The following is a 22,907-nucleotide window of genomic DNA, read 5'->3' as shown; positions in this document are numbered from 1 at the left end:
CTCATCAGCGACCGACTGGGCGACGGGCTTCCGCGATGACGTAGCCGAGCTTCTCGGTGTAGATGGTGATGCCCGTGGGGAGCAGCTGGTCCATCTGGGCGGTGAAGTCGGGGCCGTAGTGGGCGGCGAGGTGTTCGCGGTCGTCGGCGTAGCGGGATTCGATCCAGCGGATGTTCTGCCTGGTTTCGGCGGTGACATCGTGGATCCGGATGTCTTCGAAGCCGGCCTGGGCGAGGGCGTCGGCGTAGGTGTCGGCGGTCAGGAGGGAGGAGAAGGCGAAGCCCTGGGTGAGGAGGCCCCAGTCGGTGTCGGTGAGGGGGCCGGTCTGAACGAAGTCGGCGAGGACGAGTCGGCCTCCCGGTTTGAGGACGCGGCGGATCTCGCGCAGGACCTGGAGGCGGTCGGGGACGTGGAAGAGCATCTCGATGGCCCACGCGGCGTCGAAGGTCTCGGGCTCGCAGGGCAGGTCCATGGCGTCGGCGCGGATGAAGTCGAGCCGCCCGGACAGGCCGGCATCGCGGGCCTTCTGCGTTGCCCGGTCCACCTGGGTGGGACTGATGCTGACGCCGAGGACCCTGGCGCGGGTGCGCTCGGCGAGGCGCATGGCGGGGTGGCCGGTGCCGCAGCCGACGTCGAGGAGGTGATCGCCGTCCTTCAGGCGCAGGGTGTCGATCAGGCGGTCGGTGAGGCGGGCCTGGGCTTGGGGCATGGAGAGGTCCGGATCCTCCCAGAGTCCGAAGTGGATGTTCTCGCCGTAGAGGGTGTTGAAGAACGCTGCCATGTGGTCGTAGAAGTCTCCGACCGCCTCGCTGGTGGGGGCGGGCGTGGTGTTCGGATGCTCTGGCATGGGTGAGCCCTTCTTGGGTGGGATGGTCGGCCGGGCGGCTGTCGGGGTGTCAGCTCACCGGTTACGGGTGCGGTGCCGGGGTGAGGCGGCGGGTGAGGTGGCCGAGGGCGAGCAGGGTGAACACGTCGGCGAGCGCGGGGACGTGGAAGCCGAACGGTCGCGGCCCGATCGAGTCGGGGATGCTGCGCACCGACCCGTCGGGGCGTTGCTGGGTGAGGAGGTAGGCGGCGCCCCGGGCGGCGGGGGCCATGGTGGTGTGTCCGGTGAGGGTGATGAGCGCGTATGCGGTGCTGAGGGCGTCGCTCGGGTGGCCGTCCTGGTGGCCCCAACCGCCGTCCGGGTTCTGGGAGTCGAGGACCAGGCGGGTGGCTCTGCGGGCGATGAGGCGTGCGGCGCTGTCCGGTGGGCCCGGGCGGTGGGCGGCGGCGAGGGCGGCGCGGAAGACGGCGTGGTGGCGGCTGCTGCTCCAGTCGGGCGGGAACGATCCGTCGGGGTGTTGCTGGGTGGCGAGGTGGTCGAGGGCGGCGTCCAGGACGGCCTGGTGGGTTTCGCCCTGGGTGCTCAGGGCGTTGGCGGCGGCGGCCGTCATGCAGGCTTCCGAGGGGGCACCGGACGGGTAGGTGGGGAAGCCGCCGTCCGGTGCGCGCAGGGCGAGCAGTGCGTCGGCGGCGCGGCGGATGCTCGCACGGTGGGTGCCGGGACCGGTGAGGTGGAGTGCTTCGAGGGCGACGGAGGTGCAGTCCGCGTCGATGAGGTGGGCGCCTTCGGTGTAGGACCAGCCGCCGCCGGGGTGCTGGAGACCGGCCAGCCGTCGGGCGATGGCGTCGAGCGCGGCGCGCGGGGCGCCGGCGGTGTGCAGGCCGACGGCGGCGTTGGCGGTGATCCAGGTGTCCTCGTCGGCGATGAACGGCATTCCCCCGTCGGGGCGTTGGTGTCGCAGCGCGGTGCGGATGCCGTCGGCGACCAGGTCTTGCTGGCCGGGCAGCGGGGCGAGGGCATGCAGGACGGACAGGTGGATGAGGAGGTTGCCCTCCCACAGGGTGCCCGGGTGCTGGGTGGAGCGCAGCAGGGCGAGGTCGCTCGCGGGGGCGCTCTGCCGGTGCGCGTGGGCCAGGACGGTCTTGACGGCGGTCATCTGGACGCGGGCCCAACTGTGCAGGCCGTGCGGGGAGGTGGCGCAGGGAGCCGGTAACCGGGGGAGCGGGACGGCGCCGGTCATGACGAAGATCGCGTGCAGGAGGGCGTGTTTGCGTGCGCTGGTGAACTCCGGTGCGTGGGCGAGGAAGTCTGCGAGGTCCAACGGGATCGGCGAGGGATCCGGACCTCCCAGCGCGGCCCGGGCCAGCAGCCGGTCCAGCGGGCGGGGCGAATCGCGGTGCCCGGCGAGGTAGCCGGCGAGCCTGGCCCGTGCCATCGGTTCCAGGCCCGTGCGCTCCAGCAGGGCAGCGAGCAGCGCCGATTCCAGGACGCGGCTGCGGCACGGGGACCGTACTGCCCCGTCCGTCGCGATCCGCCCCTCGAGGTGGCGGCGCAGCCGGGTGGTGGCCGGTAGCAGATCGGCGGGGAAGGCGGCGTGCGGCCAGCGGGGCAGGCGCGCGGTGGTCGCGGCAGGTCTCATCCGAGTCGGCTCCGGCGCTCCGGATCGGGGGCGAAGCGGCCGGTGGTCTCCAGCCAGTGCAGGGTCGCGGTCAGGAACGTCTCCACCAGGTCCACGTACGCGCGCAGTTCGCGCAGCAGGGGCGGCGGCAGAGCGGACACCGTGCGCAGCTCGGCCGCGGTCGTACGGAACTCGGCCCGGCGTTTTTCGATCATCGCGGCCGCCCGGGCTCGGGCCTGGCCGGTGGTGCACCCGTGGTGGCGGGCGAGCAGGGACAGCAGGTTGTCCTGGCCTGCGGCCGTGTCCTGCCGCTGCGAGGCCAGGTCGTTGGCCCAACCGGCGACATCGGCCAACGCCAGGCGCAGCTCGCGCAGTTGGGCGTCCACGAGCGTGTCCTCCAGCAGGGCGGCGTGGCCGCTGCGTTCCAGCACGTTCAGCATCGGCAGCAGGGTGATCGTGCGCCGCCGTAGCGCGACGTATTGCGCCAGAGGCAACCGGTGCCCGGAGCGGCGTAGGGCGGTCTCCTCCTCGCAGGCGTCCAGGAAGTCCCCGTAGTCGGCGGCGAAACGTTTCCGCCAACGATCGGACATGCCCTCCGCCGTCGGCTCCCACAGCTCCGCCAACACCCTCGCCTGCGGCGCCTCCGCCTCGGACGGCCCGGCGGCCCGTGCGAGCACCTCGCGCAGCGGCGCGGTGAAGTGCTCCAGTTCCCCGGGTGCCGATCCCAGGCCTCGGCGGTCGATCTGGTCGTCCAGCCAGCAGATGAACACCGCCCAGCGGGCCGTCAGCTCCACATCCGCCGCATCGCCCCGGGGGAGGGCACCGCGGGCCAGGACGTCGACGCGCATCGCGGCCAGGCGGTGTTCGTCCCGGCTGTTCGATGCCAGGCCGTGCTTGCGCGCCCAGCGCAGTAGCGCGGCGGGCTCGAACACCCGCATGTCCGATGGTCTGTCAGGCATGGTTCAGATCTTGGCAGAGCATCATCAAGCGGGGAAGATGCCCTCCGATGCACCGCCATATGAGGCTCTACCGCGTTGCCGACCGCCGACTTACGGAGGGCCCGAATGGCTCGAACCTCGAACTGGGACAGTGCCGTTGTCATCGGCGGCGGCTATGCCGGGCTGCTCGCCGCCCGCGTCCTGTCCGGGCACTTCGGCCGCGTCACCGTGCTGGAGCAGGACACCTCGCCCGGCCCCGACGCTCGCCCCGGTGTCCCCCAGGCCCACCACCCGCACGCCCTGCTGGCCCGAGGCGCCGCACGGCTGGAGGAGCTCTTCCCCGGCCTGCGGGCCGAACTCCACGCCCAGGGGCGGCCCGTGATCGACTTCGGCGCGGGCACGAAGATCCTCTTCCCCACCGGCTGGACGCCCCGCAATCCCGTCGGGATCGAGGTGCAGCTCCTGCCCCGTACCGCTCTCGAACACGCCATTCGCGAGCGCGTCACGGCTCTGGACAACGTCGCCTTCCAGAACGGCCTGCGCGTCGAGCGACTGCTCCTCGATGCCGACCGCGACGCGGTCACGGTCGCCGCCCGTACCCGCGCCCCTGGCCATCCCAGTGCCGAAGAGCAGCTCTTCCACGCCGACCTGGTCGTGGACGCCACCGGCCGCGGCAGCCGACTCCCGCAGTGGCTCGCCGAGGCCGGGTTCGCTCGCCCCGCCACCCTCACGGTGGACGGCCAGGCCGCCTACGCCTCCCGCCTCTACACGCTCGAGCCCGACCCGGCACGCGACTGGTCCGCCTCCTACCAGCCCACCATCGCCCCGACCTCCCCCCGCGGGGGCGTAGCCGTCCGCATCGCCCCCGACCAGTGGCTGCTCGGCCTGATCGGCGCCGCGGGCCACACACCACCCGCCGACGAGGACGGCTTCCGCGCCTTCGCCGGCGGCCTGAGCAATCCCGACTTCGCGCGGATCATCGACCAGGGCACACCCGCCGGCCCCGTCCACCGCACCCGCACCACCGCCAACCGCTGGCACCGCTACGACCGCGTCCCCCACTGGCCCGGACGCCTCATCGCCCTGGGCGACTCCGTCTGCGCCTTCAACCCCGTGTACGGCCAGGGCATGACCGTCGCCGCCCTTCAGAGCGCCCTGCTCGACACCCTGCTCTCCCAACACACCCTGCGAGTGGACCTGGACCGCCTCGGGCCCACCTTCCAACGCGGCGCCGCCGCCCTCGTCCGCAACCCCTGGCTGCTGAACATCTCCACCGACCAGGGCTGGCAGGACACCGGCATGCCCCTGACCAGCCGCATCGCCACCGGCTTCCTCGGCGCCCTCACCGCGCGACTCCCGCACCACCCGGGCCTGTACCTGCGCTTCGTCCGCACCATGCAGATGCTCGACTCACCTGCGAGCCTCTCCTCACCCCGTGCCCTCGCCCAACTCGCCTCCATCCCCTCGACCCGACGCCACCTCGCCCGCTCCACCTGCCCGGGAGCGACCGGCTGAGCCTGGGGCTCGGGGTCGCAGGTCTTGGACGTGTTCGTGCGCGCGTTGTTCCAGCGGTCGGCGTAGGAGCCTGCCGACGGCGTTGCGTGGCAGTTGGTTGACGGGGATGAAGTGGCTTGGGCGTTTGTAGCCGGCCAGTTCGCGGATGTAGGTCGGGATCAGCTGGAGTTCGTCGAAGTCGGTGGGTTCGGCGGGCTGGAGGAAGGCTACGGGGGTCTGGCCCGTGGTGGTGTGGGGTGCGGGGACGACGGCTGCGTCGGTGACCCAGGGGACGGTGTGCAGGATGTGCTCGATCTCGGCGGGGTAGACGTTCTGGGTGCCGCCCAGGATGAGTTCGGAGCGGCGGTCGACGATCCACGGGTAGCCGGCCGGGTCCAGGTAGCCGAGGTCGGCGGTGGTGAGCCAGCCGTCGGTGACGGTCTGCGCGCTGGCGTGGGGGTTGTTCCAGTACACCTGCATGAGGCCGTGGCTGTGCGCGTGGATGGTGCCGATCTCATGCGGCGGCGCGGCGGTGCCGTCGCGGGAGGCGACGCGTGCCGTGACGCCGGCTTTCAGGGTCAGTAGCTGCCGATTTTGGGCAAGCAGAGGTCGAATTATTGCTGAAAGACATCAATGGATCACGAAGTGTGATGTGATCGGCTCCTGTCAGGTTGGCCGGTCTGGCGGTGATCGATGCCTGCTGCTCGGCGTCCGGTGGTGTGTGTCATGGCCTGGCCCTGTCCGTCGGGTCGGTGCTGTCGTAAGCGTGACCTGTGTCGGCAACGAGGGGATGTCTTATGTCGGTGTCCGTTGCGGATCTGCTTGACAGCTTTCCGGCGCAGGGCGAGGACTTCGTTCTGCGCCTGGACCTCTTCGAACTCCCTGAGCTGTACGAGCTGTTGGGAACCGGCAAGGAGCTGGTGCTCAAGGAGGCCGAGGTCCTGCGGGACCAGCTGACCGTGGCCGGCCAGGCGGTGCTGCTGCAGGGCGAGCGGATGGCGCGGCTGACGCTGAGGTTCGTCGCGGACGCGGCGAACGCGTTCGTGACCGGGGTGACGGCGAGGGTGGACGCGGCCCTGGAGCTGATCGAGCTCGCCACCGCGTGGGCGGTGGACCTCGCCGAGGCCCCGCTGGCGTTCCTGGGCGAGCTGAGGGAGCTGGCGGCGCACTACGAGCTGACGGTGGGCAGCGTGGCGATCACCGCGCAGACCGAGCGGCTGCGGCTGGTCTTCGCCACGCCGAAGGCCGGCTCGGGCCTGACGGCGATGATCGGCATCAGGGGCAGCGACGCCTACCTGTCCCGACTGCCGTACATCGGCGGGGAGATCCCGCGGGGTGACGAGGTAGGTGTGCGCGGCGTCGAACTGGTCGCGGTCGGCCCGGGCGGGGTGGACGCGGACCAGGGCGCGGCCTTGAACACGGCGGTGGCCGCCGCGGTCGGCGGGGAGCCGAACTGGCCGCTGATGCCGGACCAGGACCTGGCGGCGGGCCTGTGGGTGGGCGCGTCCTTCGCGCTCCCCGACCAGGACCCGCGGGTCTGTTTGACCGAACTGAAATCCCCCACCAGCGTGCACTTGCGGTTCCCCCAGGTGTCCCTCGGGCATTGGCACCTCTCCGCTTTCCAGATGACCTGGTCGCGAAGCGGCGATGGCGTCATCATCTACTGCGACCTCGGGATCGACCTGGGCTGGCTGGCGTTGACTCTCCCCTCCGTGGGCTTCATGTTCGGGCTGCCACCGGTGGGCGACCTGCCGCTAACGGCGCAACTGCCGACCCTGTCGCTGCGCCTGGGCGGGCGCGAGCTGCGCTTCAGGGTCTCGCCCGGCCCGGGCCTCCCGGACTGGCCCGGTCTCCCCGGTCTGCCCGGCCCCGGCGTGCTGACCGGGTGGTGGTCGGGCCAGCCCAGCCTCGCGCTGCCGGACCTGGCGGAGCTGTTCGGCCTGACGCTGCCGCCGTTGCCGGAGGTGTTCACGCCGGAACTGCCCTCGCTGGGGCTGCGGTTCGACGTCAGGAGCGGCGAGTTCGCGCTCACCGGGCTGTCCTCGTGGCTGCGAGGGGTCTTCGCCGCGCTGCCGGCCGGGCCGGACTGGAGCGTGGCCTGGGGCAAGGTCGCGCTGCTCGGACTGGGTGACCTCACCGCGAAGCTCGGCGACCTGCCCTTCATCGGCGGCCTGATCGGCGATCTGATCCCCGACCTCGACTTCGGCCTCAATGGCATCACCCTGGCCTCGATCGGCCCCGGTGGGCTGACCCCGCCACAGATCGGCAGGCTGAATGACTGGCTCCGCTCACTGCCGGACACGTTGGGCTCCTGGTGGCCGAAGCTGCCCGAGGGCGCGGGCCCCGCCGGTGCCGCTCTCGCACTGGACTGGCGCCTGCCGGGCCTGCCGTCGCTGGACTGGGCCATCCCGTGGCCGCCGCCCGCCGGTGTGCCCGGTGTCTCCTGGAAGGACCTGCCGCAGCTGAACCTTGGGCCGCTGGGCCTGCCGAGGATCGGTCTGACCTGGCCCGGTCCGGGGGAGCCCGGCGGTGGCGGAGGCTCCGGCAGCTGGCTGCGCCTGGTCTTCGACGCCGACTTCGACCTCGGCGGCATCACCATCGGCCTGCCAGGGCTCGGCTTCGACGTCGACTTCACCGGCCCCGCGATCCGGCCCCGGTTTCCGAGCGTCTCGCTGCGCCTGCCTGGCGGCGTGGACCTGGTCCTCGCCGTTCCGCAGGTCCCGGGGCCGCCATGGCCGTTCGCCCTCACGGCTGTGTGGGAGGACGAGGAGGGCGTCTCCGCCGCGGACCTGGCCGCGGCGCTGGGCCTGGACCTGTCCGGCCTGCCGCCCATGCTGGTACCGCAGCTGTTCCAGGCCGCGGTCCACTACGACTTCCGCACCAGCGTGCTGCTGGTCACCGCGGTTACCCGGCGGCTGGGCTGGGTGCTGGCCAGCGAGCCGGTCACCGGCACCACGACGCGCCGCTACGCGGTGGCGGTACGCGGCCGGGTCAGCGCGAAGGCGTCCGACCTGCCGCTGGTGGGCGAGTCGATCACACCGGACCACGACGTCGCGCTGACCGGCATCGCGCTCGCCTACGCCTCGGCGCCGTGGCCGGTGGACCGGGTCGAGGCGGTGAACACCGTCCTCGGTGAGATCGACACCGCGGATCCGCAGCGGCTGCCGCGCCTGCCGGACGAGGCACTGGTGCGTGGCGCGCTGGCCTGGGCCGATCTGACGGCCGACGGCCAGACGCTGCCGCCGCTGATCGTGCGGCTGCCCGACACCGTAGGCCTGGCCCTCCCCTCAGGGGCGCCGGTTGACGTGGCGTCAGGCGGCGCAGTCGTCCTGGGGCGCGAGCGCGGTGAGGCCGCTCGGGAGCTGGACCTGCGCCTCGGGCCGGTACACCTCCGCCAGGTGAGTCTCGGTTACTCGCGCGGACGCCTGTTCCTGGCCTTCGACGCGACCCTCACGCTCGGCCCGGTGGCGCTGGACCCGATCGGACTGGGCCTGGCCGTGGACCAGGAATTCACCGTCATCCCGGTGCTGTCCGGCGCGGGGGTGCGGGTCGCGGTGCCGCCGCTGAAGGTCAGCGGCGTGCTGGAGGTGCGCCAGGACCCCGCGTACGAGGTGTACATCGCGGGCCTGGCGGCGGTGGAGATCGGCTTCTTCGCGATGCAGGCGGCCGGCAGCTACGCCCGCAGCGTCGACGGCTGGTCCTCGCTGTTCCTCTTCGGTGAACTCACCGGTGGCGAACAGGGGCTGTTCGGGCCGCCGCCGTTCCGGGTGATCGGCATCTCGCTCGGCTTCGGCGTCAACAGCACCGTCCGCACCCCGACCATCGACCAGGTCGGCGAGTTCCCGCTGGTGAACCGGCTGGACGGCAGCGGCAGCGGCGACACGCCCGCGCAGGTGCTGGAGAAGCTCGCCGGCCCGGGCGGCTGGATCACCCCGCGGGAGGGCCAGTACTGGGGCGCGGGCGGGATCGAGTTCAGCTCGTTCGAGTTCCTGCGCTCCCGGGCGCTGCTGCTGGTGGAGGGCGGCGAGTCCTGGAAGGTGCTGCTGATCGGCCGTACCACCATCGACCTGCCGCGCAACAAGGCCGCGAAGAAGCCGATCGCCCGGCTCGTCATCGACCTGGCCATCGGCTACCACCACGACCAGGGCCTGTTCTCGATGGATGCGGTGATCGCGCCCGGCTCCTACGTCATCGACCCGGCGGCCGAACTCACCGGCGGCCTGTCGCTCTACATCTGGGGTCAGGACCGCACCGCGGCCGGCGGCGGCAAGGGCTTCGTGTTCACCCTCGGCGGCTACCACCCCCGCTTCAAGCGGCCCGCTTACTACCCCGACCCGCCCCGGGTGGGCTGGCGGTGGGCGATCGGCCCGGTGGCGATCCGCGGGCAGGTGTACGCGGCGCTGACCGACGGCGCGTTCATGGCCGGCGGCGAGCTGGCCGCGACCTACGACAAGGGGCACGGCATCCAGCTGCAGGCGTGGTTCACCGCCTGGCTGGATGCACTGGTGCAGTGGAAGCCGTTCTACTTCGACCTGTCGATGGGCCTGAACATCGGGGTCGCGGCCACCGTCAAGGTGCTCTTCATCCGGGTCCGGATCTCCCTGGAGGTCGGGGTGGCACTGGACCTGTGGGGGCCGCCGATCGGCGGCCGGGCCAGGATCAAGGTCTGGTTCATCAGCTTCACCGTCGAGTTCGGCACCGGCCGCGACGGAGTACCCGCGATCGACTGGGCGGAGTTCAGCGTCCAACTGCCCGCCCCGCTCTCCATCGCGCCACTGCGCGGGCTGCTGGTCGACGTCGACCCCGAGGAGAGCGCGCTCCGCTCCGCCACGGGGGAGCCGCTGCTCGTCTCCATGGACGGCTTCGCCGTCCGCACCGAGGCCGCGGTCCCCGCCAGCCGCATCATCCTCAACGGCGACACCTTCGCGGGCGCGGCCGCGGACACCATCGACATCCGGCCGATGGGCCCCAAGGGACAGGGCGTGGTCTCCGAGCACCACATCACCCTGACGCGGCTCGAGGGCCCCTACACCCCCACCGGGTGGACGGTCGCCGTGTACTGGCAGGACATGCCCAAGGCGATGTGGGGCGCGCCACTGGGCGAGCCCGGCGACGTGCTGGACGGCGACGGGCTGCTCAGCGGCTGCCTGGCCGGCCTCACGTTCGAGATCCCGAAGCCCGAACTGGCCCCGGCGGTGGGCTGGGTCGACGCCGAGGCACTGGACGTCGACGGGCTGCCGGACGCGCCGATCGCGCGGCTGGGCTCGGCGCCGGAAGGCCCGCCGTCGACCGTGGGCGACGGCAGTATCGCCGCCATCGTCGACCCGGCCACCGGGATCGCCGCCGCCACCACCGCAACCCGACGTGCCTCGGTGCACGCCGCCCTGGCCGGCCTCGGGCTGGCCCCGGGCACGGACGATCCGCTGACCCGCTACGCGGACCTCGCCCAGACCGTGTTCACCAGCGCGCCCATGACCACCACAGCCGAGAGGTGAACCGACGTTGAGCGGCACCGAAGACCTCCGCGTCGCCTTCCACGACTACCGCCGCCCGCTGGCCACCGCCGGCGTCTACACCCTCACGGCGGAGCACCGCCTGACCAAGGACGGCGCCCGCGTTGACACGCCCGCCATTCCCACCGCCACACAGCAGTTCGAGATCCGCGCGGCGCGCTTCGTCCTCGACCCCTCGTCCGTGCACGCCCACTACCCGGCCGACGGAGCAAGCGGCGACTTCAGCCGCACCCTGCCGCACATCACTCTGGACCGCTCCATCCTGCCCTGGGAGCGCCTGCTGAAGGCCCGGGCCGTGCCCGAGCAGGCCCCGTGGCTGACGCTGATGGTGTTCCGCGCGGGTGAACTGCCCGACGACCCGGAGGGCCTGGGCCAGAGCACCAGCCGCACGATCGCCGAGCTGCGCCGCCCGGGAGCTGGCATCCTCGGGCCGGACCTCAGCGACACCGGCATCACCCCCGGGATCGAGGCGAGCCGCTGCCGGAGCATCGACGTCCCGGCCGAGCTGTTCACCGCGCTGGTGCCACGCGAGGAGGAACTCCACTACCTCGCCCACGTCCGCGACGTCTCCACCCGACCGCAACGACGCGACGACGGAGAGATCCTGACCGAGGGCCAGTACGCCGTCCTGGCCGCCAACCGCTTCCCCCGGCTGCCCGGCACCTACACCGCGCACCTGGTCTCCCTGGAGGGCTTCAACGACCGCCTCGACCCCGGCCAACTCCCCACCGGCACCAGGGCGGTGCGGCTGTGCGTGCTGCATTCGTGGACGTTCACCAGCGACCCGGCCGGCACCCGCGACGCCGCAGCCCTGCTCGGCGACCTCGTGGCACCCGCCCGCACCGACCGTGAGAACCTGACTCTGCGCCTGCGCCCGAACGGCAACGTGGCAGCACGCTCCACACCGGACGCCGAGCAGTACGCACGCCGCCGCCTGCACCTGGGCTACACCCCGCTGCCGTACCGGCTGCTGTCGGGCGAGACCACCTACGGCTGGTACCGGGGCCCGTTCGTACCCGTCATCGCCGCCGAGACCCGGGACTTCGCCCGCGACACGCCGAAGACCACCGCCGACCACGCGCTGATCTACGAGCCGGAGCACGGCCTCTTCGACGTCTCCTATGCCGCCGCGTGGACGCTGGGTCGCGCCCTGGCCCTGAGCGACCCGGACTACAGCGAGGAGATCACCCGAGCGCGCCGCGAACTGGCCAACACGGCTGCGACATTGATGACCCTGGCCGCCGATCCGGTGCTCGCCGCCGCCGACCCCGGCGACCTGGACGGGCGCAGCCTCGGGCAACTCGCCGCCCCCACCTTCGCCGTCGACCTGCTGTCCGCGCTCGCCGGCCCGCTCGTCCCGGCCGACCAGGCCCCCGCCGCCGGCCGCGGCCGCCGTACCCGGTTCACCCAGCGGGCCGCCCGTGCCGCGCTCACCGCCGAGCCTCGGAGGGCGGCCCTGCAGGCCACCGCCGAACGGCACACCCGCGCCCTTCCGGCCTGGCTGGACGAGCTGACACTGCTGCGCCGGGTGCCGTTCAACTACCTGGTACCGCACCCCGCGATGCTTCCCCCCGAGTCGATCCGGCTGTTCCGCATCGACGAGAACTGGATCGAGGCACTGCTCGCCGGAGCCCGCGACATCGGCGTCCACACCTCCCTGGACCGACTCGTCGACACCGCGCTCACCGCCGCCGTGGAGAGCCGCCGAACCCGCACCCGAACCGGGCAAGCACACCGGGCCGGGCTGCTGATCCGCTCCGAACTCGTAGAAGCCTGGCCGGTGTTCGACATCCTCGCCACCGCCGCCGGAGCGACCGTCACCGAACTGCGCCGCGACCACCCCGCCCCCGACACCCTGCTGCTGCTCCTGGACGCCCTGCCCGACGAGATCGTCATCCGCGAGCCCGGCCAGGGCATCCACTTCGGCATCGACAGCACCAGCACCACCGGCGACAACAGCGCCATCAACCTGCGAGACCACCGCCCCGGCGACAACCTCGGCTACCCGCTGCGCCGCGACTACCCCGCAGGCGGCGGCCTGCTCACCCGCCACCTGCGGCCACGCGCGGGGGACGACGCCCCGGACGTCCTGGCCCTGCGCGGCGACCGGGGCCTGGTGCCCGCCCTCGCCGCCGCCCTCGACCCCGCCCTCGGCGACCTCGCGCCGGGGGAGTTCGCCCTGCAACTCGTCAACGCCCCCGTCGAGCAGCGCCTGACCCTCGACGCGACGCCCGGCCAGGAGAGCGCCCGATGACCGACACCGACCTGATCGTCCCCGTGGAGGTCCACGCCCTGCTGGCCACCCGCGCCGTGGGCGAGTTCGACGACTTCCGTCGCTGGAGCCCGCGCTACCCGTGGACCTTCTCCAAGGAGCACCGCAGCAACGCCGAACCGCCGATCCAGTACTCCGAGGGCAACCCCGGCGAGGGTATCCACGTGCAGTGGCAGCTGCCCGAGGCCCTGGCCACCGGCGTGATCGACCCGGCCACCGGTGTCAGCGCCTTCCCCCTGGTCCCCAACCGCTGGCTCGTGGTGCGCTACGCCGAGGTGCGCGGCACGATGAAGGCCGCCGGGTTCCTGGTGCACAGCGACTACTTGCAGATGCCTGGCGAGGAGCCCGCGGTGGCGTTCACGCCGTTCGTCGACCCTGAGGCGACACGTGAGGCGCCGCGCCACTGCTACATCGGCCGCGTGCACCCCTTGAGCGACGGGCCCTGGCGGGAACCGGCCGACCGGCCGCTGTTCCTGACCGCCATCGGCAGCGGCCTGCCCGCCTTCGCCGCCTTCGCGCCGTACCACGAGAACGTCTTCCTCTTCCACGACACCCTCGCCGACCTCAAGGAAAACGAGAGCTACCCACCGCCCTGCACCGTCAGCTACTGCGTGATCGGCTGGTACAGCAAGGACAGCGCCGACATCCTCACAACCGCACGCGACATCACGGGCCTGCTGCCCCCCGACGCCGACCCCGACAACGCGGCCGACGTGCTGCGGGCCCTGGGCTGGGCCGCCCCCGCCGGCCTGCCCGACACGATCACCCGCACCCGCTGCGTCGGCACCGCCCTCGGTGTCCCCTGGAACCGCGAGGGCGGACACCCGGACTCCGACCGCCCCAAGACCCAGGACGTCAAGGTCGCGATCGGGCACAGCACCGCCGACGCCGTCGCGGCGCTCGTCGACCACCAGGCCTCGGGCACCCTGCTCGCCGACCAGGTCCGCGCGCTGTTCCACGGCAACCCCGACCAGCTCGACGGCCCCGACTGGCAGAACTCCCTCGACGAGATCACCCGCCGCGCCTGGTTCAGCGGCCACGAGGGCGGCGCCACCTGGCAGGTCGTCAACCGGCCCAGCGACACGTCGGACACCCAGGCCCCACCGCCCGAACAACCGGACTGGATCACCGCCCTCAACAGGGCCCAGAACGACTACGACCAGGCCCGCAACCAGCTCGCCGCCGCACAGTGGCGGCTGTGGTCGCTCTGGTGGCTGGCCAACCTGCCGGAGAAGCGCCGCCCGCTCGACTACAGCTTCGACGAGCGGGCCTGGGAGCAGAAGACCGTCGAAGCCCGCGCGCGCGTGACAGCGCTGGACACGGAGGTCACCCGGCTGAGCCGCCTGGTCCCGCACGGCCTCACCCCCGAGGAGACCCAGGCAGCGATCGACCGCTACGCCGAGACCAAACGGCTGCCCGAGGAGCTGGAGCTCAAGCGCACACCCCGGCAGGGCTACCACCGCCCCACCGACCCCGCCCTCGCCCTGACCGGCACAGGAACCACCCAGCCGCTCGCCCGCGACGAGGACGACCCGCTGCCCTGCCGCCTACCCTCACGCCTCCTCACCAAGGTGAAGATCAACGGCACCCTGGTGCCCGCACCCGCCAACCCGCTGCTGCCCGCCAACACGCCCGAACTGCCGGGCGTCATCAAGTCCGTGATCGCCGAGTTCGCCCTGCTTGACCAGGCCGTGCGCACCCCGGCCACCGGCGGCACCGGCACCGCGCTGCACGCCGTCGTCGCCGACCCCGCCGGCCACACCGAAGGCCCCTGGCCCGAATACACCCGCGTGTGGCGCCAGCCCTGGCTCCCCCTCTACCTCCAGTGGGAGATCAAGCACTGCGCCACCCCCTACCAGAGCCAGGACACCACCCCCCACTGGGAGTTCGGCCGCGGCCGGGACGGCGACCCCGACCCTGACCGCTACCGCTACCGCTGGAAGGGCACCGGCGCGGCGCCCGGCAACGGCGACGGCGGACGGCGCTGGAACGCCTTCGGCGGACGCGCCTTCCTCACCCCCGCCACCCGGTACGTGCTGCGCGAACAGACCCGCCGGCTCGCCGAGCACGCCCCGCCACAACTCGCCGGCCGACTGCGCGCCATGCGTGCGGAACTCGACGGCATCGATGTGCTCTCCCAGGCCCTGGACGGCTTCCACGACTGGCTCATCCAGCTGGACGGGGCCGCGCAGGCCGTCACCGACCACGCCGTCCTGCCCCTGGCGGGCGAGACCAACCACGTCCCCGACGGCGCCGAGGGCCACGGCGCCGAGCGCTTCCAGCCCGTTCGGGCAGGCCAGTTCCACTTCATCGAGCTGATCGTCATCGACCGCTTCGGACGCGTGTGCTCCCTGGTGCAGCCAACCCAGAGCCAGCCCATCCAGTTCCAGCCGATGCGCGCACCCAGCGTCCTGCCCGACCAGGACCTGTTCCCGAACCCGCCCGGCCCGCAGCGCTTCGTTCAGCTGCCGCCCCGCCTCATCCAGCCGGCCCGGGTCCGCCTGGACACCGTCGCGCTGCGCGACGACCAGCCGCCCGCAGGGCTGTCCGAATTCGGTGATGCCGCACAACTCCCCGGCGCTGAAGCGCCGTTGGTCGGCTGGCTGCTGGCCAACCACCTCGACCGGACGCTGCTGGCCTACGGCCCAGACGGGGAACCGCTGGGCGAACTGCGTGTCGTACGCGACGCCCGGAACACCCGCACCACGGCCTGGAACGCGCTCCCGCACGCCCCCTACCGCCACCCGGGCGACGCCGACTTCGCCGCCGCCTACCCGCACCTCGCCGCCTTCGCCCGGAGCCTGCTCAGCCACACCCCCGAGGCCTTCGAAGCACTGGCCGAGACGATCGACACCGCGCTCGACCACATCCTCGAACCCGCGCCCGACGAGGACCGCTCCCCGGTCCGGCTGATCGGCCGCCCCCTCGCCCTCATCCGCACCCGGCTCAGCCTGGACCTGATGGGGGAGCCGCTGACCGACCCGAGCTGGCGGCAGATCCTCAGCCCACCGCCGGCGAGCTACCCCGACTACCGCTGGACCGTGCGCCTGGGCGACCCCGACCGGCTCTCCGACGGCCTCATCGGCTACTTCGCCGCCGACGACCACGACCAGCCCACCCGCTACCACCGCTTCCACGCCGTCGACCCGAACGGCCCGGCCAACACCTACATCACACCGATCGACGCGGGCACCCACCTCACCCTGCCCGCCCGTCCTGCCAACCGCCCCGCCACCCACCACCTCACCCTGCTCGCCTGCCCCCACACCGCCGTCCACGCCACCACCGACATCCTCCCCGTCGCCTCGGTCTCCGTGGACGCCGACACCACACACCGGGCCCTCGCCCGCATCCGCGCCTCCTTCCGCCTCAACCCGCTGCTCGCCCCGGACCGCTTCGGCCCGCCGACAGCCACCGCCTCCCTCAAAGCCACCCCCGGCAACCCGGCCTCGGCCATGACGGACGGCGACCCGACCACCCGCTACGAGAGCGACGATGCGCCGACGGCCGGCGACTGGGTCCGGCTCGACCTGCACACCGAACGGCAGGTGGAGGCCATCGCGATCCTGCTCGGCCGCCCGGACGGCACCGGCACTCCCGTAGCCACCGAACTGGAGGCCTGCGGAGATGACGGCGAGGAGTGGACGGCGCTGCACGGCTACGCCCAGGTGAGCGAGATCCACTACGTGCCCCAGACGCCACTCACCGCCCGGTTCCTGCGCCTGCGTCACACCGCGGCCGCCGCCGGGCCCTGCGCCGTCCGCGAGTTCAGCGTGCAGGCCCAACCACCGGACAAGTCCCTCGTCATGCCCCGCCCCGCAGCCTGGCACGGCGACTGGACCTGGGCCGAACCGCTCCCCGTGGACGGCACCGCCCCCGGCCAGCCGGTGCCCGACTGGGACGAGCACCTCATCCACAACGCCGACCACCTCTCCCACCCCGACGCGCCGCTGCCCGTCGCCCGCTCGGGCTACCTACAACTCCAGCCGGCCGCCGTCGTCCTGCCGACCCAGGAAGGGACCGCACCGTGACCAGCCCCGACTCCGCCCTCCTGCTGCCCTACCGCCTGGAGCTCACCCCGGCAACGGCGCAGCAGCCGGGCGAGATGGCCCTCAACCGCGTGCGCCTCACCATCGGCGACGATCCGCAGGGCCGCACCAGCTGGCCGGTGCAGTGCACCCGGATCGCCGTCAGCCTCCCGCACGCCGACCCCGCCGCGGCGCGAAGCGGCGAACCCGTGGTCTACCGCGCCCGGCTCGACCTCGAACGCGGCCCGGGCCGCGGGCGACAGTGGCTGGTCGAAACCACCACCACCGACCCAGCCGCCACCACCCTCACCCTCACGCCCGCCGAGCCCGCCCACTTCGACGGCAACTGGACCCTCGCCCTCACCCTCGACATCAGCACCCGGCCCGGCACCCGGAGCCACATCACCGAGGACACCGCCCCCGGCGACGGCAGCCCGCAGCGCCGCACGGGCAACACCACCTCAACCACCCAGGAGGCATAGAACCGTGACCACCCCCAAGCCCCCCATGCTGCTCCCACCAACCCTGGTGGAGAACCCGAGCCCGCTCCACGTCTCCACCTTCGCCAAGCCGGAGTACGCCGATCTGACGTTCACCTACGGCAGGGTCAAGTCCGGTGGCAGCTGGCCAGTGCACTGCAAGTCGTTCACGGTCAGCATCCCCACGGGCCGTCAGGCCTCCGCCCTGACCAGCGAACCGAGCCTGATCCACTATAAGTTGACCGTTCCCGCAGGCAGGCTGCCGTGGGCTGTCGAGGCCGACACCCGGGACCCCAACCAGGTCGTCTTCACCTGCTCGCCGCCGCCGGGCGAGCCCGCCGCGTTCGACGGAACCTGGAGCGTCGAGCTGAAGCTGTGGGGCATCGAGGTCAACGGTGGCGCCGGGGCGGTCGAAATCCTCTGGGAGGAGTCCACCTCCGCCACCGGACCGGAGGGCCCGTACCAGGAGCGCAGCGGGAAGGGCACGGTCAACAAGCGCGACGACTCGTTCTACCTGCACAGCTTCCGCCCGGACTCCGTCGCCATCAAGCGCGGCAACAAGCCCACGCTCAAGTGGGAGGGCACCCCTCACGCGGCGTACACCATGTACTACCGCAAGCCGGACGGCACCCAGGGATCGGCCACGGCCAAGGACGGCAGCTGGCAGTGCCCGGTGGATCTGGTGGACGACTCCTGCTTCATCCTCGAAGCGAAAATGGGCAATGAAGTCCGCTACCTCACCACCTACATCAAGATCAACGCCCCCGACATCGCCGTCACCAGCATGGCAGCCGAAGGTAACGTCACTGTCGACCCCGGGAATAATGGGTATATCTGGCTGAAGACGGGCCGCCTTGATATCAAGGACACTGCTGGCCTCAACGTCTATGGCGGTGCAAAATTCGACGCTGCCCTCGCCGCGAACGGCGATGTCACAGTTGCTTCAAGTAAGACGCTCACCGTGAAAACCATCAAGTCGCCCGCAGATAAGCTCACGATTGAAAGCGGCATCGTTGACATCGCGGGCGGTGCCGCCGTCAGTGGCTCCCTCGCTGCCAACAGTGCCCTCAGTGTCAACGGCGCGTTCACCGCCAATCAAGGAACAACTTCCGTATGGGGATGGCACGGACTGGACGCGCCCAGCGACGGTTATCCCAAGGTCGCTACGGCGCCTACTGACGGGATCCTCGATGTGAGGACCAATTCGGGCACCCTTCAGATCGGCATCACGAGACCCGGCAATTCAGGTCGCACTTTCGTCGTGGTCGCCGGAAATCACGAGTCGTTTTCCGTTCCGAAGGGATGGAAGGTGGAGTTGAGGTGGTCCGGCTCGAAAGGGACTGCTTTCGTCGACTGGTATGGCTTTGGTGGACAGCGCCTACCGCTTCCCTCATGAGGAGCAATGGGAGTCGGTGACGCGGTTGGGGGCGGGTCTTCGGTCGCGCATTGTCAGATGGTGCGTACCGGCAGCCGCATCCGGGGCCGCAGGCCGCGCGGCAGGCCGCTGAGCAGAACTGTCGGGAACGCCTGATTCGAACCGGACTCGCTGCCCGCCCGGCTGGCGGCCCAGCACTGCTATCTGATGGCGCAGGGCCGCGCCGTCGCCCGCGCCTCGGGCAACGGAAGCCTCCCTGCCGCCTTCCCCGACGCTGATGGCGCTCTCTGAATTTGGCTCTGACCGGAGTTCCGTGAAATCCCAGGTCAGCAGCATGCATGCAGGATCGCTTCCTTGCGGGATAACCTGCGCGTGACTCTCGGTGACCGGTTCCAGGTCGTGCGGGTGCTTGGAGACGGTCGCACCGAGCCGGTGGACGCACTGGTGCGGGTTGAGCCTGGGCTCGACGGCGGCGGCTGCGGGCGCGGACGCCGGCGCGGCGGCGGCGTTGGCCGGTGAGGTGGTGCTGCGGGCGAGGGCGGCGCGGGTGCGCAGGGCGTCGCGGCGGTACTCGGGCGGTTCGGGCAGCGGGGTGGAGCGCTTCTCCAGCCACTCATCGGCGGCGGCGTGGTCCGGGAAAGCTCCCTCGCGCACCGTGTAGATCCACTGATCGGGCTGAAGCGTCTCGATGAACAGGCGGACGGGCAGCTCCTTGGCCTCGCTGTCGACGGCGATGCTCCAGCCCTCGGTCTCGGCCCCGTCGATGACCTGGTAGTCGGCGACCTCCAGGCGCTCGCCCGAGCGCCGGATGCGGTCCTCGACCCGGACGGACAGCTCGTCGGCGGGGTTGGGGCCGCCGAGGACCGGTGCGAGCGTGTCCGGCGGGCAGCCGCGGTTGACGAGCCAGTTCTGCGCGAACGCGAAGGTGACGTGCCGTTCCCGGTGCATGCTGAACACGCCTCGGCTGCTGTCGCGGTCGACGTCGAAGGAGACGATGTTGGCCTTGTTGGGGTAGCCCCAGGTCGCCGTCTTGTCGAAGGCGATGATGAAGCTGCGCTCGCCTTCGCGCACCAGGGGCGGGTGGAGCCGATCTCCTGGCCGTAGACGGGTAGCAGGAGGTGGGTGACCCAGGCCGAGAGCTCGGCCAGTTCAGCGGCGTACTGGGCGCCGCCCATGGCGAGGATGAACAGCGGTGGGGCGGTGGCGGGTTCGGCCCCGGTTCCCGGGTCCGGCTGCGTGGGGCCGGCCCCGGTCTCGTCATCGGGTTCGGAGCCGAGGCGGTCGAGGATGACGCCGTGCTGGCGGACCTCAGCCATGGTGCGGGTCAGGGCGCTGACGAGGTCGTCGAGGTCCTCGTCGGCGATTCGGATCGGCTCGGGCTCGGAGGAGCCCGGCGGCGGGACGGACTCGGAGATGGCACATCCAGGGGATTCGGACGGACGGGGAGGGCGAGGTCGGAAGGCGTTCTTCGGGTCATGGCGGGGCGCCGTTGAAGCGCGGTGGTGAGGGACAGAATCCGCAGGAAAGACGGTTTGGTCAGGCCGCCGACTCGTGCTAGGCGCAGGCCAGTTGGGCGCCGCGGTCCTGGATCAGGCGCAGGCGCAGGCGCAGGCCCAGGGCGACGGCGTCGGCGAGGGTGCCGGTGAGCGGGTGGCCGGCGGCGGCGAGCTTGGCGGGGTGGTGCAGCCCGCCGGTGTGCAGCACCGCGTACGCGCCGTTGGCGTGCGCGTCGTCCGCGTCGTCGACGGCGTCGCCCACCAGCAGCACCCGGTGCGCCTGCCCGGTGAGGCCGAGGGCTTCGAGGTGCGCGGCGAGCGGGGCGGCCTTGGTGCCGCCGGAGGGCCCGGTGCGGCCCTCGAACCGGGTGAAGAAGTGCCCGATGCCGGCCTGCTCGACCTCGCGCACGAGGGTGTCGTGCGGGCACAGCGACAGCAGCGACTGTGTGTGGCCGGCCTCGCGCAAGGCGGCCATCAGTTCGGCGGCGCCCCCGCGCACCCGCACCGGCTGGGCGCGCAGGTGTTCCAGGAAGGCGTTGTCGCTGGTGATCCATTCCTGCTCGGTGATGGTGCGGCCGAGCAGGCGGGCGTAGAAGTTCGGGATCGGCACGGTGTGCTTGGCCCGGTAGGTCTCCTGGTCGACCGCCTCGCCGCCGAGGGCGGGCAGGGTCGCGTTCAGCGCGTCGACGTGGTCGTCCTTGACCGTTCCGTTCCAGTCCCACACAACGTGCAGGCGGGCGGAGGGAGTTGCGGCGGCGAAGAGGGCGGTGTTCACGGTGGTGTCCTTCGAGATGAGCGTGGCGGTCAGGAGGAGAGGAGGTCGTTGAAGCGGCGCAGCAGCCACAGCGCGAAGACGGCCCCGGCGAGAGGGACGGCGGCTACGAGCAGCGGGCCGGCCGGGTCGGCGAGCGAGGCCAGGGCGGTGCCGGCGGCCTGGCCGACGCCGATGCAGGCGATCAGCCAGGCGAACGCCTCGGTCGATTCGCCCTCCGGGGCGAGTCGGTCGACGGTGAGGAACGCGGCGGTCAGCAGCGGCGCGAGGAAGGTGCCGGGCAGTACGGCGCCCAGGACGGCGACGGCGGGCGCGGGGTCGGGCAACAGCGGCAGCCATCCGGCCGCGAAGCCGATCGAGGCGGCGACCAGATGCCGGGAGGGGGCGCCGGGCCAGGCGTGGCGGCCGTAGGCGAGGCCGCCGAGCATGCTGCCCACGGACAGCGCGGCCGGCATCACCCCGGCCAGCCACCCGGCGTGGTGGCGCTCGGCGGCGGACAGTGCCGAGACGTTGACGGCGCCGAGCGCGACACCGGTGCCGATCAGCGCGGCGAACAGCACCCGAAGTCCCGGAACCCGCAGTGGACCTGCCCAGTGCATGGCCTCGGTGAACTCCGCAGGTCGCCAGGTACGGGAGGGCTGGGCTGTGACGTTGTGGCCGGTGCTGCTGCCGGACGCCGGGCGCCAGCGCAGCGCGCTCTCACTGGACAGCAGCACCCAGGGCCTGGTGTTCGTCGCAGGACCCCTGCTGGCCGCCGGCTTCGCGGGCACGGCAGCAGCAGGAACGCCGTGCTCGCCGTGGCCGTGGCGGCGACGAGGACCCGGGTCTGGCCGTGGCGGTCGACCAGGCGACCGAGCAGCGGCTGCCCGAGCGCGGAGGCCAGGCCGTACAGGCCGCCGCAGGCCGCCCAGGGCGAGCGGCCCGTGCTCGGCGCGCGCCAGCAGCAGGATCGCGATCGGCGCCATGCCGGTGGGAAGGCGGCCGATCGGGGTGCCGCCGAGCAGGCGGGCGACGTGCGGCGCACCCAGGACAGCGCGGTAACTGCTGCTGTCTTGAGCCGGGCCGCGGTCGGTGGTGGTGCTCAAGGAGAAGGTCCTTCGGTCGTACGGCCGGCGGCGCGCGGGCGCGCCGGACCGGGGCATGCGCAGGGCATGACAGCCCCTCGATTCGGTGCGGCTGCGGGGAGAAGAGTCCACGGATTCCGGGACTTGGTACGGCCGGGAAAAGCAGGTAGAAGCCCCCTCAAGCGGTACGGCAGTGCGGGAACGGAGGGGCCAGCAACTCCAACGCCCGCTTCGCCAATTGGGGTACGACGCCGTTGCCGAGGGCGGTGAGCTGGGCGGGTCGGCCGAGGCCTGGGGTGGCGTCACCCAGCCCGGCGGAAGCCCTTGCCTCCATTCGACGAACTCCGCGCGCAGCTTGCCGCCCTCGTTGGTGGCCGCCGGAGCCGGGCGGGTAAGCATCGGAGTGGTTCTCGGTGCACTGCTTCCAGGATCGGTCACGAAGGGGCGGCTGTGCTGGTACGTGAACTTCGAGGAGCCGTGCCGGCGCCGCGCCGGTGTCGGCATCGACACACTCGACCTGTGCCTGGACCGGGTCGTCGCCCCCGACCTGCCTTCGTCTCTGCTGGGCGCCGGAGCGGGTTCCGACATTATGTGAGGTGATGTCAAAAGCTCTATGCAGCAGTACCGTTGTGTTGCAGTGGGACGGCGACGGGTATCACTCGGCCGGAGCGGTGAAGGCCGACAATGGGAACGTTCTGCATCGGGGGAGGAACGTGGACGCGGCATGGACCGGTCTTGCTGAGGCGATCCAGCAGTTGCGCGCTGAACTGGACGCGGCAACGGCCGAGGGCGACGGGAAGCGGCTCCGGTTCGAGCTGGGCCAGATCGAGCTGGAGTTCCAGGTGGAGCTCAAGCGGACCGGATCGGCAGACGGGGGCCTGCGGTGGGGCATCGTGTCGGCCGGGGCGAGGGGCGAGCTGGCCCACGGTTTGGGCCAGCGGATCAAGCTCGTCTTACAGCCGACCGACACCACGACCGGGCGGGCCGCAGAGGTCGCCTCCCAGTGGACCGATCCCGAACTCGGGTGACACG

At 71.9% G+C, this 22,907-nt stretch carries 15 protein-coding genes; 8 read left to right on the top strand and 7 right to left on the bottom strand.

Going from position 1 to position 22,907, the window contains the following annotated elements; genetic code table 11:
* Positions 1 to 4: 4 nt before the first annotated feature.
* The 3 genes from BG452_RS30065 to BG452_RS30055 all read right to left on the bottom strand — a co-directional run bounded on the left by BG452_RS30065 (position 5) and on the right by BG452_RS30055 (position 3,403).
* Entirely contained in the window at positions 5 to 847 is an 843-nt protein-coding gene (locus BG452_RS30065) for an SAM-dependent methyltransferase (protein WP_188307508.1), read from the bottom strand.
* 61 nt (positions 848 to 908) lie between these two features.
* Complete coding sequence (locus BG452_RS30060) at positions 909 to 2,465, bottom strand: prenyltransferase/squalene oxidase repeat-containing protein (RefSeq protein ID WP_188307507.1); 1,557 nt, start codon at positions 2,463 to 2,465, stop codon at positions 909 to 911.
* Positions 2,462 to 3,403, bottom strand: a complete 942-nt coding sequence (locus BG452_RS30055) for a terpene synthase family protein (RefSeq protein WP_188307506.1) — start codon at positions 3,401 to 3,403, stop codon at positions 2,462 to 2,464. The genes BG452_RS30060 and BG452_RS30055 overlap by 4 nt, the downstream gene beginning before the upstream one ends.
* A 105-nt stretch (positions 3,404 to 3,508) precedes the next feature.
* Between BG452_RS30055 and BG452_RS30050 the strand changes: the two genes are divergently transcribed.
* Positions 3,509 to 4,897 carry an FAD-dependent oxidoreductase gene (locus BG452_RS30050; protein WP_188307505.1) on the top strand — a complete coding sequence of 463 codons (1,389 nt, stop codon included), beginning with the start codon at positions 3,509 to 3,511 and terminating at the stop codon, positions 4,895 to 4,897.
* Here the strand turns inward: BG452_RS30050 and BG452_RS30045 are convergent.
* A complete protein-coding gene (locus tag BG452_RS30045) occupies positions 4,811 to 5,356 on the bottom strand; it encodes an AMP-binding enzyme (RefSeq protein WP_188307504.1) in 546 nt (181 codons plus the stop codon). The genes BG452_RS30050 and BG452_RS30045 overlap by 87 nt on opposite strands.
* A gap of 323 nt (positions 5,357 to 5,679) precedes the next feature.
* On the opposite strand from BG452_RS30045, the gene BG452_RS30040 reads away from it, so the two are divergent.
* Genes BG452_RS30040 through BG452_RS30020 form a run of 5 tightly spaced genes read left to right on the top strand, consistent with a single transcriptional unit; the run spans position 5,680 to position 18,564 of the window.
* On the top strand, positions 5,680 to 10,371 hold the full coding sequence (locus tag BG452_RS30040; RefSeq protein ID WP_188307503.1) for a DUF6603 domain-containing protein: 4,692 nt from the start codon (positions 5,680 to 5,682) through the stop codon (positions 10,369 to 10,371).
* Positions 10,372 to 10,378: 7 nt separating this feature from the next.
* Complete coding sequence (locus BG452_RS30035; protein WP_188307502.1) at positions 10,379 to 12,643, top strand: hypothetical protein; 2,265 nt, start codon at positions 10,379 to 10,381, stop codon at positions 12,641 to 12,643.
* Positions 12,640 to 16,692, top strand: coding sequence for a discoidin domain-containing protein (locus BG452_RS30030; protein ID WP_188307501.1), 4,053 nt, complete (start codon positions 12,640 to 12,642; stop codon positions 16,690 to 16,692). The genes BG452_RS30035 and BG452_RS30030 overlap by 4 nt, the downstream gene beginning before the upstream one ends.
* Positions 16,689 to 17,171, top strand: a complete 483-nt coding sequence (locus BG452_RS30025) for a hypothetical protein (protein WP_188307500.1) — start codon at positions 16,689 to 16,691, stop codon at positions 17,169 to 17,171. Before BG452_RS30030 ends, BG452_RS30025 begins: the two co-directional genes overlap by 4 nt.
* A gap of 4 nt (positions 17,172 to 17,175) precedes the next feature.
* Positions 17,176 to 18,564, top strand: coding sequence for a hypothetical protein (locus BG452_RS30020; RefSeq protein ID WP_188307499.1), 1,389 nt, complete (start codon positions 17,176 to 17,178; stop codon positions 18,562 to 18,564).
* Here the strand turns inward: BG452_RS30020 and BG452_RS30015 are convergent.
* The 3 genes from BG452_RS30015 to BG452_RS46120 all read right to left on the bottom strand — a co-directional run bounded on the left by BG452_RS30015 (position 18,559) and on the right by BG452_RS46120 (position 21,896).
* On the bottom strand, positions 18,559 to 19,614 hold the full coding sequence (locus tag BG452_RS30015; RefSeq protein ID WP_188307498.1) for a hypothetical protein: 1,056 nt from the start codon (positions 19,612 to 19,614) through the stop codon (positions 18,559 to 18,561). The two genes, BG452_RS30020 and BG452_RS30015, sit on opposite strands and share 6 nt — an antisense overlap.
* Positions 19,615 to 20,097: 483 nt before the next feature.
* Complete coding sequence (locus BG452_RS46125; protein ID WP_317621289.1) at positions 20,098 to 20,814, bottom strand: HAD family hydrolase; 717 nt, start codon at positions 20,812 to 20,814, stop codon at positions 20,098 to 20,100.
* A gap of 29 nt (positions 20,815 to 20,843) precedes the next feature.
* A complete protein-coding gene (locus tag BG452_RS46120; protein WP_223242924.1) occupies positions 20,844 to 21,896 on the bottom strand; it encodes a hypothetical protein in 1,053 nt (350 codons plus the stop codon).
* 217 nt (positions 21,897 to 22,113) lie between these two features.
* Here BG452_RS46120 and BG452_RS30005 point away from each other — a divergent pair, with 217 nt between their 5' ends.
* Both BG452_RS30005 and BG452_RS30000 read left to right on the top strand, forming a co-directional pair.
* Complete coding sequence (locus BG452_RS30005) at positions 22,114 to 22,470, top strand: DUF402 domain-containing protein (RefSeq protein ID WP_188307496.1); 357 nt, start codon at positions 22,114 to 22,116, stop codon at positions 22,468 to 22,470.
* A 118-nt stretch (positions 22,471 to 22,588) separates the two neighbouring features.
* Positions 22,589 to 22,903, top strand: coding sequence for a trypco2 family protein (locus BG452_RS30000; protein ID WP_188307495.1), 315 nt, complete (start codon positions 22,589 to 22,591; stop codon positions 22,901 to 22,903).
* Positions 22,904 to 22,907: the final 4 nt, after the last annotated feature.

It is taken from the genome of Streptomyces sp. CBMA123 (genome assembly GCF_014596465.1).
Classification (GTDB): domain Bacteria; phylum Actinomycetota; class Actinomycetes; order Streptomycetales; family Streptomycetaceae; genus Kitasatospora.
The sequence above is the reverse complement of the archived record's forward strand: the minus strand, read 5'-3'. Positions and strand labels throughout refer to the sequence as shown.